General features: G+C 64.5%; 8 protein-coding genes. All 8 read left to right on the forward strand.

Annotation, left to right across the window (positions count from 1 at the left end; translation table 11 throughout):
• Nucleotides 1-393: 393 nt before the first annotated feature.
• The 8 genes from NMQ14_RS07345 to NMQ14_RS07380 all read left to right on the forward strand — a co-directional run bounded on the left by NMQ14_RS07345 (nt 394) and on the right by NMQ14_RS07380 (nt 14,797).
• Nucleotides 394-1,503 (forward strand): hypothetical protein, encoded by a 1,110-nt coding sequence (locus tag NMQ14_RS07345; RefSeq protein WP_257094802.1) that lies wholly within the window; start codon nt 394-396, stop codon nt 1,501-1,503.
• A gap of 362 nt (nt 1,504-1,865) precedes the next feature.
• Nucleotides 1,866-2,309, forward strand: coding sequence for a hypothetical protein (locus NMQ14_RS07350; protein ID WP_257094804.1), 444 nt, complete (start codon nt 1,866-1,868; stop codon nt 2,307-2,309).
• A gap of 209 nt (nt 2,310-2,518) precedes the next feature.
• Complete coding sequence (locus tag NMQ14_RS07355) at nt 2,519-3,640, forward strand: two-component system response regulator (RefSeq protein ID WP_257094806.1); 1,122 nt, start codon at nt 2,519-2,521, stop codon at nt 3,638-3,640.
• The gene (locus NMQ14_RS07360) at nt 3,624-6,911 is read left to right on the forward strand and encodes a PAS domain-containing hybrid sensor histidine kinase/response regulator (RefSeq protein ID WP_257094808.1); all 3,288 of its coding nucleotides are present in this window, start codon (nt 3,624-3,626) and stop codon (nt 6,909-6,911) included. The genes NMQ14_RS07355 and NMQ14_RS07360 overlap by 17 nt, the downstream gene beginning before the upstream one ends.
• Nucleotides 6,912-7,024: 113 nt before the next feature.
• Nucleotides 7,025-7,993, forward strand: coding sequence for an ABC transporter substrate-binding protein (locus tag NMQ14_RS07365; protein ID WP_257094810.1), 969 nt, complete (start codon nt 7,025-7,027; stop codon nt 7,991-7,993).
• Entirely contained in the window at nt 7,990-11,010 is a 3,021-nt protein-coding gene (locus NMQ14_RS07370) for a PAS domain S-box protein (RefSeq protein ID WP_257094812.1), read from the forward strand. The genes NMQ14_RS07365 and NMQ14_RS07370 overlap by 4 nt, the downstream gene beginning before the upstream one ends.
• Nucleotides 11,007-11,450, forward strand: coding sequence for a response regulator (locus NMQ14_RS07375; protein ID WP_257094814.1), 444 nt, complete (start codon nt 11,007-11,009; stop codon nt 11,448-11,450). The genes NMQ14_RS07370 and NMQ14_RS07375 overlap by 4 nt, the downstream gene beginning before the upstream one ends.
• Complete coding sequence (locus NMQ14_RS07380; RefSeq protein WP_257094816.1) at nt 11,450-14,797, forward strand: EAL domain-containing protein; 3,348 nt, start codon at nt 11,450-11,452, stop codon at nt 14,795-14,797. Before NMQ14_RS07375 ends, NMQ14_RS07380 begins: the two co-directional genes overlap by 1 nt.
• Nucleotides 14,798-14,830 lie beyond the last annotated feature (33 nt).

Genomic DNA, 14,830 nt, shown 5'->3' on the forward strand with positions numbered 1-14,830 from the left:
CGACTTGCACCTGTGACCAGGCCAGCACGCCATCCTGCAACCGATCCGAAAAACATTTGCAATCGTGGGCGCCGAGGGAGGCGATCTCTGCGGCCATCCGGTCGGTGCTGCGGTATTGGAGGCGGACCAAGCGGGCGTCTTCACGCTGGCAGTGACGGTAAAGTACGATGTCCAGATCCCGCAAAGCTGCATTCATGCGGGGTTTCCATCCCTCGGAAACCATCGAGTGGGAATGAGGCGTCGCCGGAGCATTCCGGGTACGTGCTGTGACGTACAGACCTGTCGCGGCGGAGTGTCCAAGCTGATCAATCCTGCCGTCGAGGTGCCAGCATGGATGTCGGTTGACCTCAAGCGGACCGATTCACCCCGTGGCTGCATGGATCGAGGATTCCGGTGGTTAACTTTTCTCGAAGGCAGTTTGTCTCGTCGGCACCGGCCCTCCTGGGCGGTGCGTCGCTGTTGTCGGCGTGCACGCAGGAGCCTGACCCCCAGGGCTACGAGGCGGTCGCGGCGCGAACCTGGCGCGTCGGTTCCGTGGCCGGCACCGAAGGCACAGCGCTCAGCGAGGAACTCGTTCGCTGCGCGACGCTTGCACCGTCGAGTCACAACACGCAATGCTGGAGGTTCGTCCTCGAAGAAGGGGCGATCACGATCCTTCCCGACCTGTCGCGTCGGTGTCCCGCCGTCGATCCAGACGACCACCATGTTTTTGTCTCGCTTGGCTGCGCCGCAGAGAACCTGATCCAGGCCGCGTCCGCCCATGGACTCGAGGCCGTCGCCAGCTTCGACGCCATCCGCGACGTCGTCCGATTGACGCTGGCACCCAAACCCGCCCAGGCCTCGCCCCTGTTCGATGCGATTCATGCGCGGCAGTGCACGCGTGGCGACTATGACGGCAAGCCGCTGTCCATGGAGGAACGGGTCCTGCTCGAACGTGCCGGCACTTCGAGCAGTGTGCGGATGCTGCTGTGGGCCGATCGCCCGTCCATGGAACGCGTGCTCGACTATGTCGTTCAGGCCAATACGGCCCAGATGGCGGACCCGGCGTTCGTCAAGGAACTCAAGTCCTGGATCCGGTTCAATGGCCCCGACGCGGTTCGCACCCGGGATGGCCTGTACAGCGGGTCGACAGGAAACCCGTCCATACCGGCGTGGCTGGGTGAGCTTGCCTTCGACTGGTTCTACACACCCAAGAGCGAAAATGACAAGTACGTGCGTCAGATCCGCAGTTCTGCCGGCATCGCCGTGTTCGTCGGCCAGGCCGACGACAAGGCGCACTGGGTGGAGGTGGGGCGTTGCTACGAGCGGTTCGCGCTGCAGGCAACGGCGCTTGGCATCCGCAACGCTTTCCTGAACCAGCCCGTTGAAGTTCGATCGATCCGGCCGCAGTTCGCCGCCGCGATCGGACTGAACGGCCAGCGTCCCGACTTGGTGGTGCGTTTCGGTCGCGGACCGGCGTTGCCATCGTCCCTGCGCCGGCCGGTCAAGGCCGTGCTGGTTTAAGCGTCACATGGTCCGGGGAAAAGGAATGCGAATGACGTGAATGGCGGGGATCGGGGGGATCGCCCTGGTCCTTTGCATGCTGGCTCCTCGCAGCCGAAGGGCTGGCGGCTGTGCGTCAGGCAGTGGGAGCAAGGCGCGGGGTGTGCCAGCTTCGTCAGGTGTCAGGCTGCTTTGCATCCCCGCCGCGGTAGTCATCGAAATGACAAAACTCCGTTTTCCATCAATGTCATGCGAACGCCGGCCTGAATTCTTCTTACGCTGTGTATGCGGTCCGGCGAACACGCGCGGCGTGTGCCGATCAGGGAATTGCGTTGTGGTTCCGCGCAAACCCGGGGGGAAATGAAAGACTTATCTGTCGTCGGTTGGCATGGTTGAAAGGCGCGGGCCTGGCGGCGGTGTTCCTGTCCTCACCGGCGTCGGCTGGCATTCAGGACATCGCGGGGTATGAGGGCGTTCGTGTTTATGAAGTCACCTTCGTGCTGGCGCATTCGGCCGACTTCGCGGCGGGCGACGCCAGGCTGACGTCGAAGCTTGATGGGGCAGCGTTGTCCCAGGCGGGTCGCGATTTCGGGTTTTTCAACGGCTACGAAAACTACGATCTGCATTTTTCCGACGCAAGTGGCTCGCTCGACCCCCTCGGCAGCTACCTGACCACCGACGGCAACTGCGACGTGCCGTTTCAGTGTTTCAACCTCACCGAGGTGGCGATCCTGGTCAATGGAGCCGAGCAGTTTGCGACCGGTGTGGTTCGCGCGGCGTACGGCCAGCCGGGTTCGTTTGTGCTTTGCGTGCGATGGAATTTATAACGCCATCAAGCGGGCGGCCCGCTGTAAGACGTCCCGACACCCTTGCACGGGCCGGCCTCGACCGGCCGGTGCAGGGCACTGCCATCTGAGGCGTCGGGCAATCGACTCCGGCAAAAATCGATAACTGCTGGTTTCCCGGCGGATTTCGGGTTGCGTACCGGCGTCGTCGCGGTGCAAGCTAGGTGACCCGTCAAATCATTACGTGTCACATGAGCGAAACAGGTGCGCCGGACGCGACGAGCATACTGATCGTCGACGACATGCCGGAAAACCTAGAAGTGCTGGATGGCCTTCTGCGTGCAGCGGGGTATTGCGTGAAGGCGGCGAACAACGGGCGCTCGGCGCTGCGCCTTGCGAAGGACGCGGAGGCGCCGTCATTGATCCTGCTCGACGTCATGATGCCCGGCATGGATGGCTACGCCGTGCTCGATGCGCTGCGTGCCGACCCGGCAACGCGCGACATCCCGGTCATTTTCGTCACGGCGCTTGCCGGCGCTGGCGACGAAGAGGCCGGGCTGGCGCGCGGGGCGGTCGACTACATCGCCAAACCGCTCAAGCCACTGGTCGTGCTGGCTCGCGTGCGTACCCAGCTGCAGGCCAGGATGGCGCGCGACGTACTGCGTGACCAGAACACGTGGCTGGAGCAGGAGGTCGCGCGGCGCATGACGGAAAACGACCGCATCCAGGCGGTCAGCATCCGTGCCCTGGCCGAACTGGCTGAAACGCGCGACCAGGAGACCGGCGCGCACATTCTGCGCACGCAGATCTACGTGCGCGTGCTGGCCGAACAGCTCGCCATGCATCCGCGCTTCGCATCCACACTGACGCCGGCCTACATCGAGCTGCTGGTGCGGTCCGCGCCGCTGCACGACATCGGCAAGGTGGGCATCCCGGACGCCATCCTGCACAAGCGGGGCAAGCTTGACGACGCGGAATGGACGGTGATGAAGACACACGCTCTGCTCGGTGCGCAGGCGATCGAGCGGGCCGAATGCGAAAGCACCGGATCAGGTGGCGACGAACCGGTCGGTTTCCTGTCGCTGGCCAAGGAAATCGCGCACTGGCATCACGAGCACTGGGACGGAAGCGGCTACCCGGACGCGCTGGCCGGCGACGCGATCCCGGTGTCGGCCCGCCTGATGGCGCTGGCTGACGTGTTCGATGCCCTGAGTACCTGTCGGGTCTACAAGGCGTCCTTTCCTGCCGATCAGGTGAAGCGCGAAATCCTTGCCGGACGCGGCACCCACTTCGATCCGGACGTGGTGGACGCCTTCGTCGCGTGCTACGACGCCTTCATCGACATCGCGCAGCGCCATGCCGACGCCCATTGACCACGAGGTGCAGCAGGATCTGGCTGTGGCGCGCCAGCGCGCCAGCCGCGGCGTGCTCAACGTCGTGCTCGGCTATCTGATCATTTCGGGACTGTGGATACTGTTGTCCGATCAAGCGCTCGAGATGGTCACGCCCGAGGGGCCTGTCCGCACGCGCTTCAGCATTTTCAAGGGATGGTTCTTCGTCACCGTCACTGCGGTGGCGCTGTATCTGCTGATGCGGCGCCTGGTCAGCGGAACGATGGATGTACTTGACCGCGAAATGCGTCTGCAGGCCGAGCGCAGGCAGGCAACTTCATTGCTTGATTCCTTCGTCAACAGTTCGTCCGACCCGATGTTCGCCAAGGACACCGACGGGCGCTATCTGCTGTTCAATCCCGAGTCCTGCCGCCTGCTGAACACCACCGAAGATGCCGTGCTCGGCCGCGATGACCGCTCGGTGCATCCGCCGGCCGAAGCGCAGCAGGTGATGGAAAACGACCGCCGGGTGATGCAGCAGAACCAGGTCATCCGCTTCGAGGAAAGGCTGGTCACCGCCGATGGCGAACGTGTCTTCCTCAGTACCAAGGGTCCGATGCACGATCCATCGGGTCGCGTGATCGGGCTGTATGGCGTGGCACGCGACATCACCGATCGCTTCCGCGCCGAAGCCGCGCTGCGCGAGAGCGAGGCGCGTTTCCGCTCGCTGTTCGAACAATCTCCGGTCGCCTATCAATCGCTCGACGAGCAGGGCCGTTTCCTGAGCGTTAATCCCGTGCTGTGCGAACTGATCGGCTATGCGCCGGAACAACTGATCGGCCGCCTGTTCGGCGATGTATGGATGCCTGCGGCGCGCGATCACTTCCCGTCGTGCTTCGCCAGCTTCCTGCAGAAAGGGCAGGCGCAACGCGAGATCCGGCTGCAGCATCGCGATGGTCATGAAGTCGTCGTCTGGATGGTCGGTCGCATCCAGCGGGACCTTGATGGAAAGTTCGTCTGCACGCACTGCATCCTGGCCGACATCACCGAGCGCACGGCGGTGGCCAGTGCCCTTAAGGAGCGGGAAGAACTGCTGCGCGAAATGGGCGAAATGGCGCATATCGGTGCCTGGTCGCTGGACGTGGCGAGTGGTCGCGTCAGCTCGACCGACGAGGTCATGCGCATCCACGATATTGCTCCGGGCGACGAAGCAACGCTGGCGAGCGGGCTGGAACGTTTCGACGGCGAACATCGCCGCCGCCTCGAAGCGGCCATCCGGTCGGCCATCGACGCGGCGCAGCCCTATGACCTCGAACTGGAAATGACCAGCGCGACCGGCCGCCGAAAGTGGGTACGGGCGGTCGGTTCCCCGGTCAGCGACGGCAGCCGGGTGGTGCGCCTGCGCGGCACGCTGCAGGACGTGACCGACCGCAAGCGGGCCGAACAGTCGATCCACATGCTGTCGCAGGCGGTCGAGCAGAATCCCGCCGGCATCGTCATCACCGATTCGTCCGGGCGTGTCACCTATGTCAATGACGCCTACCTGAAACTGTCCGGGCTGGGGCGCAGCGTGTTGATCGGATGCGACCTGCGTTCGCTGTACATGCCGTCCGACCAGGATGACGCGCACCCGAGCCGCGCCATGCGGCTGGCGCTCGATGAGGGGCGCGCCTGGAAAGGGGAATTCACGGTGCGTCGCACCGATGGACGGGACGCGCTCGAATACCTGGGCATGACGCCGATCCGTCAGCCGGACGGCCACATCAGTCACTACGTGACAGTCACCCAGGACATTTCCGAACGCAAGCGCATGGAGGAAGAGCTGCAGCGCCACCGCAACCGGCTGGAAGAACTGGTGCTCAGCCGCACGTCGGAACTGGCGCTCGCAAAGGAGGCCGCCGAGGCGGCCAACCGCTCGAAGAGCCTGTTCTTCGCCAACATGAGCCATGAAATCCGCACGCCGATGAACGCCATCGTCGGGTTGGCCCATCTGCTGTCGCGTTCCGGGCTCGATGCCGTACAGCGCGAGCGGCTGACCAAGATCGAGGATGCGGCCGGCCACCTGCGCCACATCATCGACGATGTGCTCGACCTGTCGAAGATGGACGCCGACAAGCTCAAGCTCGAAGCAGTGGAATTCAGCATCGATTCGCTGCTCGACCAGATGCGCTCCATGCTGCTCGAACGTGCGCTCGAACGCGGTCTGTACCTGCATGTCAGCAGTGAAGACATGCCACCGCTGCTCGTCGGTGACGTGATCCGCCTGCGGCAGGCCTTGCTCAATTACCTCAGCAATGCGGTGAAATTCACCGAGCACGGCGGCATCACGTTGACCGCACGCCGGGTGGACGAAGGCGACGAACAGGTCGATGGCACGGTGATGATCCGGTTCGAGGTCAGCGACACCGGTGTAGGCGTTGCACCGGCAGAGCTCGGGCGCCTTTTCCGCACCTTCGAGCAGGCCGACGCATCCACCACCCGCCGCTACGGCGGCACCGGTCTCGGTCTTGCGATCACACGCCAGCTGGCCCGACTGATGGGCGGCGACGCGGGTGCTACGAGCGAACCGGGCCAGGGAAGTACTTTCTGGTTTACTGCCCGGCTGGCGCTGCATGACGGACAGACCGCAGTGCGCGCCGTCAGCGAGAGCCCGGACGACGCGGCGGGTCGCTTGCGCACGCGGTATGGCGACGCACGCATCCTGCTGGTCGAAGACAACCCCATCAATCGCGAAGTGGCGCTCGCCCTGCTGGAAGAGGCCGGCCTCGTCGCCGACATCGCCGAGGACGGCGTCCAGGCTTTGGAGCGCGCGCGCGATACGCGCTACGACCTGGTGCTGATGGACATGCAGATGCCGCGCATGGACGGCGTCGAGGCAACGCGCCGGCTGCGCCGGTTGCCCGGCTGGAGCGCTGTGCCCATCCTCGCCATGACCGCCAATGCCTTCGATGAAGATCGGCGCACCTGTGCCGATGCCGGCATGGATGACTTCATATCCAAACCGGTCGAACCGGTCGATTTCTACGGCATGTTGCTGCGCTGGCTCGATACGCGCAGGCCGCGCAGTGCGCCTGCGGCACCTGTCGAATCGGCGGGCGACCCCGATCCTGAGGCGCTGCACGGCCTGCTCGAAAGTCTGCTGCCCCTGCTTGAAGCGGGTGACACGCGCGCCCGCGTGCTGGTGCGGGAATCGTCGTCGGTGATCGATGCACTGGGCGAGCCCGGACGGCGCCTGCAGCGCGAGCTGTCCGCATTCGACTACGACGCTGCATTGCTGACCGCGAAGAAATTGAGCCAACGCAACCCGGCCTGAGTGGAAAATTGCAGGAAACGCGGCACACTGTGATCTGTCCAACGTAAGAATTTGTAAGCCAGCCCTCTCTTTCTGGCCAGCAAACTGCCCGATCCGAAATGCGCCTTTGCGTAGTGTCTCGATCCATCATTCTGCTGGCTGCCTGCCTGGCCCTTGCGGCGTGCAGCGGCCCGCCGGAGCTGCCGTTGCGGGTCGGCCTCAACCCCTGGCTGGGCTATGACCCGCTCGTTCTGGCGCGCGAGCGCGGTCTCACCGATCCGGCCGAACTGCGCATCGTCGAACTCGAATCGAGCAGCGAAAGTGCGCGGCAGCTGCGCAACGGGCTGCTTGACGCGGCCGGCCTGACGCTGCCCGAAGCGATCGAACTGGCAAGTTCGGGCGTGGATATCAAGGTAGTGGCCATCCTCAGCCTGTCAAAAGGGGCCGACGCCGTGGTCGCCAAGCCCGGCTTCGCGAACGCAGCGGCGCTGAAAGGCGCTCGCATCGGCATGGAGAACAGCGCACTGGCCGATGTGATGTTGCAACGCCTGCTCGAAGCCGGTGGCTTGCAGCGCGATGCCGTGTCGCTTTTCAGGCTGCCGTTGGTCGAGCACGAAGTCGCCCTGACACGAGGCCGTGTTGATGCAGTCATCACCTTCGAGCCGGTCCTGTCCAGCCTCGTGGCGGCCGGCTACCACGTGCTGCTCGACAGCGCCAACATGCCGGGCGAAGTGGTCGACGTGCTGGTGATCCGCGGCGATGCGCTGGGCGCCCGGCCGGCCCAGGTACGGGCCCTGCTGCGCGCCTTCGAGGATGGCCGGCTGGCGCTGCTGGCGCAGCCGCAGGAAGCGGCACAGATGCTGGCAGCCGGCACCGATCTGGACACGGCGTCCTACCTTCGCGCACTCGACCAGGTGCGCCTGCTGGCGCTGGAAGACAGCGTGGAACTGTTCGATGCGGTGCCTGAGGCCCGCGTGCTGGCACTCGCACAATTGATGACCGACCTGAAGGCCAGTCAGCGCGTCATGGCCGAACCTGACTGGACCAATTTGTTCGACGGGCGCGTTGCGGCGGATGTTCTGGCGGCGAGGCAGCGGCCATGACGCTGCGCCTGCCCGCCCGCACGCTGGTTCCGCTGCTCATCACCGTGGTGGCGCTGGTGATGGTCGGCTTCGATCACATGCTGCAGCGGGCCGACTACCGCCTGCGCGTGGAACAAGAACAGAAGCAGCTGCTGGTCGAGCGGCTGGGTATCGAACAGTCGGCGCTCGATGAACTCATCCTGCAGAACCGGACATTGCAGCTGCGACGTGCGGTGGCCGAACTGGCCTTGCGCCCCCACCTGACGCACGCCTATCTGACCGCGCCCGGCGGCCGTGTCGTCGGCTCGCTTGCGCGTGCCGATCTGGGGCAGTCGCTGCCAGACATCCTCGCGGCCGACACACGCGGCGGTGGGGTGCTGCTGGATGCGCCGCGCGCGCCCGACAACTCGCTGCTGGTGCAGTTGGATGCCTCGCGCACCGCGCTGACTGGCCTTATGGCTCTTGAAGGCGGCCACCAGCTTTTCGTGCGTTCGGACCTGACCCAGCCGTACAGTCAACGACTGCATGCCAGCCGCGTCGAACTGTGGCGGCATGCGCTGCTGATCCTTTGCTGGTCCTTGCTGCTGTCGCTGTTCCTGCACCTGTTCTGGTTCCGCCGCGCTGCGCAGCTGACCAACGCTGTACGGGCGTTCGGACAGGGTCGGCTCGATACCCGCGTCGACCTCGGCGGGCGCGACGAACTTGCCGAGATCGGTTCCGCATTCAATGATATGGCGGTGCGGCTGCAGGCGCAGCACGCTGCGTTGCTGGACAGGGAGCGGCAGTTCCGCGCCATGTTCGAGCAGGCGGGCGTGGGTGTGGCACGCATCGACAGTCGCCGCGGCCACTTCATGTCGGTCAACAAGAAATACAGTGAAATCATGGGCTACACCGACGCCGACATGCGCCGCCTTGATTTCATGCGCGTCACGCACCCGGAGGATCTCCCGGGTAATCTGGCGTTGCTCGACTCGCTCAAAAGAGGTGAGATCCGCGAGTTTTCGATTGAACATCGGGTGTTCCACAAGGACGGCCGCGTCATCCGGGTCGCACTGAGCGTGTCGCCGCTGTGGGCGCCCGGCGCCGAGCCCGACTATCATCTGGCGGTGATTCAGGACATCACGGCGCGGCACGAGGCGGAACAGGCGCTCAAGCTCGAGCGGAACCGCCTGAGTGCAGCAGAGCGCATCGCCGGCCTGGGCAGCTGGGAGTATCACAGAGCCACCGGCGGAGGCTGGTGGTCGGAACAGATGCACGCGTTTTTCGGCCTTGATCCGGCCGACGGTGTCCCCGCACCCGAGCAGTATCTGAATCTGCTGCACCCGGACGACCGTGATCTGGTGGGGCGTGTGATGGGTCTGCTCGCACAGGGAGCGACCGAAGTACCCATTTTCGTCCATCGCACCTCGCCGGATATCGGGCCCGTGCGCCACCTGCGACCCAGCGTGCAGATGATCACCGACGATGCTGGCGGCGTGGTCAAGTACGTCGGCACGCTGCTCGACGTCACGTACCAGTTCGAAGCCGAGCAGGCCTTGCGCGCGTCCGAGGAGCGGCTGCGCGCCACGCTCGAACAGGCGCCGAACGTGGCAGTGCAATGGTTCGACGCGCAAGGCCTCGTGCTGTACTGGAACGGCGGGTCCACCCGGCTGTATGGCTGGCACCCGGACGAGGCGATCGGGCGCAGCATCGACACCCTGATGCACACGCGGGAAGAGGCCGACGCGTTCCGTGAATCGTTTGCGCAGATCGTGCGCAGCGGACAGTCGATCGGACCGTCCGAATATCTGGTCCGGCACCGCGACGGTTCACCGCGCTGGATCGAAGCGACGCTGTTCAGCATCCCCGGGCTCGACAAGGACCCGATCATGGTTTGCATGGATGTCGACATCACCGCGCGCCACAACGCCGAGCGGTCGGTCGAGCAGGAGCGTACCCATCTGCGTACGCTGTTTGCCACGCTGCCCGACCTGGTGTGGCTCAAATCTCCGGAAGGTGTCTACCTGTCGTGCAACAGGCAGTTCGAACGCCTGTGCGGCAGGACGGAAGCCGAACTGCTGGGCCGGACCGATTACGAGCTGTTCAGCAAGGAAGAAGCCGATCTGTTCCGCAGCCATGACGAGCTTGCAATGCGTACCGACCAGAACAGCGTCAACGAAGAATGGGTGACCATGCGGGAAACCGGTGAGCGGATGCGGCTGCAGACGATCAAGACGCCGATGCACGATGCCGGCGGCAAGCTGGTCGGCGTGCTCGGCATTGCACGCGACATCACCGAATTCCGTGAAACGCAGGACACCCTGCGCGAGCTCAACCGTGACCTCGAACAGCGCGTCGCCGAGCGCACGCAGGCGCTGTCCGATGCGATGAAGGAGCTGGAATCCTTCTCGTACGCCGTCTCGCATGACCTGAAGGCGCCCTTGCGCGGCATCGACGGCTACAGCAAGATCCTGCTGGAGGATTACGGCGACCGCCTGGACGAACAGGGGCAGCGCTTCCTCGCCAACATTCGCAACGGCACACGCCAGATGCATGCCCTGATCGAGGACCTGCTGGCCTACTCGCGCATGGAGCGTCGTTCGCTTGAAGCGAGCCGGGTCGACCTGGGCGAAGTCATGCGCAATGTGCTGCACCGTCGCAGCGACGAAATCACAGCGGCGTCAGTGCAGATCGTGGGTGAGGTACCGTCCATTACCGTATGTGCCGATCATCAGGGAGTCGAAATGGTGCTTCGCAACCTGCTGGACAATGCGCTGAAGTTCAGTCGTGATGCCAATCCGGCCATCGTTACGCTGCACGCGGCCGTGCGGGACGGGCGTGCCCATCTGAGCATTCGCGACAACGGTATCGGCTTCGACATGAAATACCACGAACGGATATTCGAGATCTTCCAGCGGCTGCACCGCAACGAAGACTTCTCGGGTACCGGCGTGGGGCTTGCGCTGGTGCGCAAGGCCATGCAGCGCATGGACGGCCGTGTCTGGGCAGAAAGCGCGCCGGGCGAGGGCGCCACCTTCCATCTGGAGTTTCCGGCATGAATCCCGCCACCCGCCAGCCGTCAGCGGCCCCGCCCATCCTGCTGGTCGAAGACAATCCGGTCGACATCGATCTGACCTGTCGCGCCTTCGCGCGCGACCCGCTGGCCGGTCCGGTCAGTGTGGCGCGCGACGGCGAAACGGCGCTCGATTTCATGCGACGCTGGGACACGGGCGAGCCGCCACCTGCGCTGATCCTGCTCGACATCAACTTGCCGGGCGTCAATGGTTTCGAGGTGCTGCGCCAGCTGAAGCGCCATCCGGTGCATCGGAGCATTCCGGTGGTGATGCTGAGTTCGTCGGCGGAACATCGTGACCTGCTCGATGCTTATTCGCTGGGCGTCAATTCCTTCATCGTCAAGCCGGTGGATTTTGATCGTTTCGTCGAAGCGACGGGCCAGATCGGACGATACTGGTTCGAACTGAACCAGCCGCCGATCTGATGCGAATCCTCTACGCAGAAGATTCAGAATTTGATGCCGATCTGACGCAGCGCGCACTTCGCCGCAGCGGCAGCGTACTCGACATCGAAATCGTGCCCACCCTCAAGGACGCGCGTCAACGCCTCGCCCGGGCTGGCGTCGACCTGCTGCTCACCGATCTGAAGCTGCCCGATGGCAGCGGACTGGAATTGCTGGCTCACGTCAGGGAACGCGCCCTGCCGGTCGCGGTGGTGGTGCTGACCGGGTCGGGCGACGGCAGTTCGGCCATTGCCGCGCTGAAGGCGGGTGCCGACGATTACCTCATCAAATCCGGCCCCTACCTCGAACGGTTGCCGCGCGTGCTTGACGCTGCCCTGCGGCGGCACCGTTCGATGTCGGCGCGGTGCGACCGGCCGATTCGCGTGCTGTGCGCCGAATCGAGCCTTGAAGATGTGGAACTGATGCGCGGTCACCTCCTCAAGCACGCGCCGCAGATCCGGCTGGAAAGCACCGGTGGCACCGATGCGGTGATCAACCGGCTGCAAGCCGGCCCGGAAGCCGAAGCGACTTTCGACGTATTGCTGATCGACGCGCTGCCCGATGAAACGACCGGGCTCGACCTCGTGAAGCTGATCCGCAGCGAGCGCCAGCTGTCCTTGCCCATCGTCATGCTGGCGGGTCAGGACAGCGAGCAACTGGCATCCAGCGCCTTGCATCTGGGTGTCGACGACTATCTGGTCAAGCATCCCGGCTATCTGTTCGAACTGCCGGCCACGCTGGAGAAAGTCCATCGCCGGGCCGAGCTGGTGCTTGAGAGCGAACGTCTCAACGCCACCAACCAGCGCATGTCGCAACTGCTCGCAGCCAGTCCGACCATCGTCTACAGCCTGCGCCTGCAGGACGGCGAGTACCAGTCGTCGTGGGTCAGCGAAAACGTGACGCGCATCCTTGGCTATACGGTGGCCGAAGTACTGACGCCCGGCTGGTGGCAGGCCGGCTTGCATGCGCAGGACCGCGATACCGCGCTGGCGCGCTCCGAAGGTCTCCTGCTGGACGGGCAGCTCAGCCTCGACTACCGCTTCAAACGGCGTGACGGCAGCGTAATCTGGGTGCGCGACGAACTGCGCCGGGTCGGCCAGAGCGGTGATCCGGGCGCTGAGTTCGTGGGTTCATGGACCGATGTCAGCGCCGACAAGCGCGCCGCACTGATCGGCGAGGCACGTGCCGAAGTGCTTGACCGCATCGTTGCCGCCGAACCGCTGTCCGTCATTCTCGAAGCGATCGCGCTGCGCATGCAGGCGATCGAACCGTCGACGCGCGTATCGATCCAGCTGCTGCATGAAGTGAACGGCCGTCTTGTGAACGGCGCTGCCCCTTCGCTGCCCGAGCGCTATCTGCAAGCGATCGAAGGCGTGCTGCCGGGTCCGGGCGTAGGCTCCTGCGGCACGTCTGCCTGGTCGGGCGAAACCGTTCTGGTCGAGAATGTGTTCGAGCACCCGTACTGGGCGTCTCATGTCGAACTGGCGCGCCTGGGCGGCTTCAGTGCCTGCTGGTCGGTGCCCTACAAGGACAAGGACGGGCGCGTGCTCGGCACCTTTGCGCTTTATCACGACACACCCTGTCTGCCGGATGCCGCCCAGCTGGAACTGATCAACGATTTCAGCCGCATCACCGGCCTGGCCGTGCAGAAAGTGCGCGCAGCCACCGCACTCAGGCAGGCTGGCGCGGTGTTCGAAAGCACGCGTGACGGTATTTTCATCACCGATCTCGACGCGCAGATCGTCGCCGTCAATCGCGCGTTCACCCACATCAGCGGCTACAGCGAATTCGAAGCCATCGGTCAGACACCGCGCATGCTGAAGTCCGGGCGCCACGACGCGCCGTTCTACCAGGCCATGTGGTCGGCGTTGCTGGACAGCGGCAACTGGCAGGGTGAGGTGTGGAACCGGCGCAAGAACGGCGAGCTTTACCAGCAGCTGCTCACCATCAGCACGGTGCGCAACGAAGCTGGCGCGCCCAGCCACTATGTTTCGGTCATGACCGATATCAGCCAGCTCAAGCGCTCCGAAGCCAAGCTCGACTACCTGGCGCACCACGATCCGCTGACCGATCTGCCGAATCGCCTGCTGATGCAGTCGCGCATCCAGCATGCGATCGAACGCGCCGCCCGCAGCCGCTGCCATCTCGCGCTGCTGTTCATCGATCTGGACCGTTTCAAGAACGTGAACGACAGCCTGGGTCATCCAGCTGGCGACGAACTCCTGGCCGCGATTGCGAAGCGGCTGCGCAGCCGGCTGCGCGAGGTCGACACGCTGGCCCGGCTCGGCGGCGATGAATTCGTGTTGCTGATCGAGGAAATGACGGTGCCGGAAGACGCCGCCATCGTCGCGCAGATGCTGATCGATCTGCTGACGGCGCCGTTCAGCCTGAGCCAGGGACGCGAAATCTACATCGGTGCGAGCATCGGCATTTCGGTGTTTCCGGACGATGGCCGCAACGTCACCGAGCTGATCCAGCATTCCGATGTGGCGATGTACCAGGCCAAGGAAGCGGGGCGCGGCGCGTTCCGCTTCTACACCGAAGCCATGAGCCGCGCCGCGCAGGACCGGCTGCATCTGGACACGCGGCTGCGCCGTGCGCTGGAGCGTGGAGAATTCACGCTGCATTTCCAGCCACAGGTCGACATGACCAGCGGCCGGCTGACCGGCGCCGAAGCGCTGGTACGCTGGATCGATCCGGAAGAGGGCGTCATTTCACCGGCGCGCTTCATACCGGTGGCGGAGGAAACCGGTCTGATCGTGCCGATCGGTGAGTGGGTACTGCGCACGGCCTGTGCCCAGGTGCGCGCCTGGCGCGACGCCGGCCACGCCCTGACGGTGGCGGTCAACCTGTCGGCGCGCCAACTGCAGCAGGCCGATCTCGCCCAGCGCGTGGCCGCGTTGATGGAAGAGTTCGGTGTCGGCCCGGACTGGCTCGAATTCGAACTGACCGAATCGATGCTGGCCGGCGAACAGGCCGCGACCGAAATGCGGCTGCGCGAACTCAAGGCGCTCGGCATTGCCTTGTCGATCGATGATTTCGGCACCGGCTATTCGTCACTGGCCTATCTGAAGCGCTTTCCGATCGACGTGCTGAAGATCGACCAGAGCTTCGTGCGCGACATCCCGCACGACCGCAATGACATGGAAATCGCTGCCACCATCATCGCCATGGCGCACACGCTGAAAATGCGCGTGGTGGCCGAAGGTGTCGAAACCCCCGAACAGCTGGCGTTCCTGAAGGAACGCGACTGCGATGCCTGGCAGGGTTATCTGTTCAGCAAACCGCTGCCCGGCGAAGAATTCGCCATGCGTTTCCTGCAGGGCTGATCGCACCGACCTCCAAGCGCAGGCGGCCCTGCC

It is taken from the genome of Methyloversatilis sp. XJ19-13, from assembly GCF_024580155.1.
Classification (GTDB): domain Bacteria; phylum Pseudomonadota; class Gammaproteobacteria; order Burkholderiales; family Rhodocyclaceae; genus Methyloversatilis.

What these genes read in the sequence shown, in the direction of transcription:
- NMQ14_RS07370 (WP_257094812.1), top strand. Translation starts at nt 7,990, where the DNA reads ATGACGCTGCGCCTGCCCGCCCGCACGCTGGTTCCGCTGCTCATCACC.
- NMQ14_RS07380 (WP_257094816.1), top strand. Translation starts at nt 11,450, where the DNA reads ATGCGAATCCTCTACGCAGAAGATTCAGAATTTGATGCCGATCTGACG.
- NMQ14_RS07375 (WP_257094814.1), top strand. Translation starts at nt 11,007, where the DNA reads ATGAATCCCGCCACCCGCCAGCCGTCAGCGGCCCCGCCCATCCTGCTG.
- NMQ14_RS07355 (WP_257094806.1), top strand. Translation starts at nt 2,519, where the DNA reads ATGAGCGAAACAGGTGCGCCGGACGCGACGAGCATACTGATCGTCGAC.
- NMQ14_RS07360 (WP_257094808.1), top strand. Translation starts at nt 3,624, where the DNA reads ATGCCGACGCCCATTGACCACGAGGTGCAGCAGGATCTGGCTGTGGCG.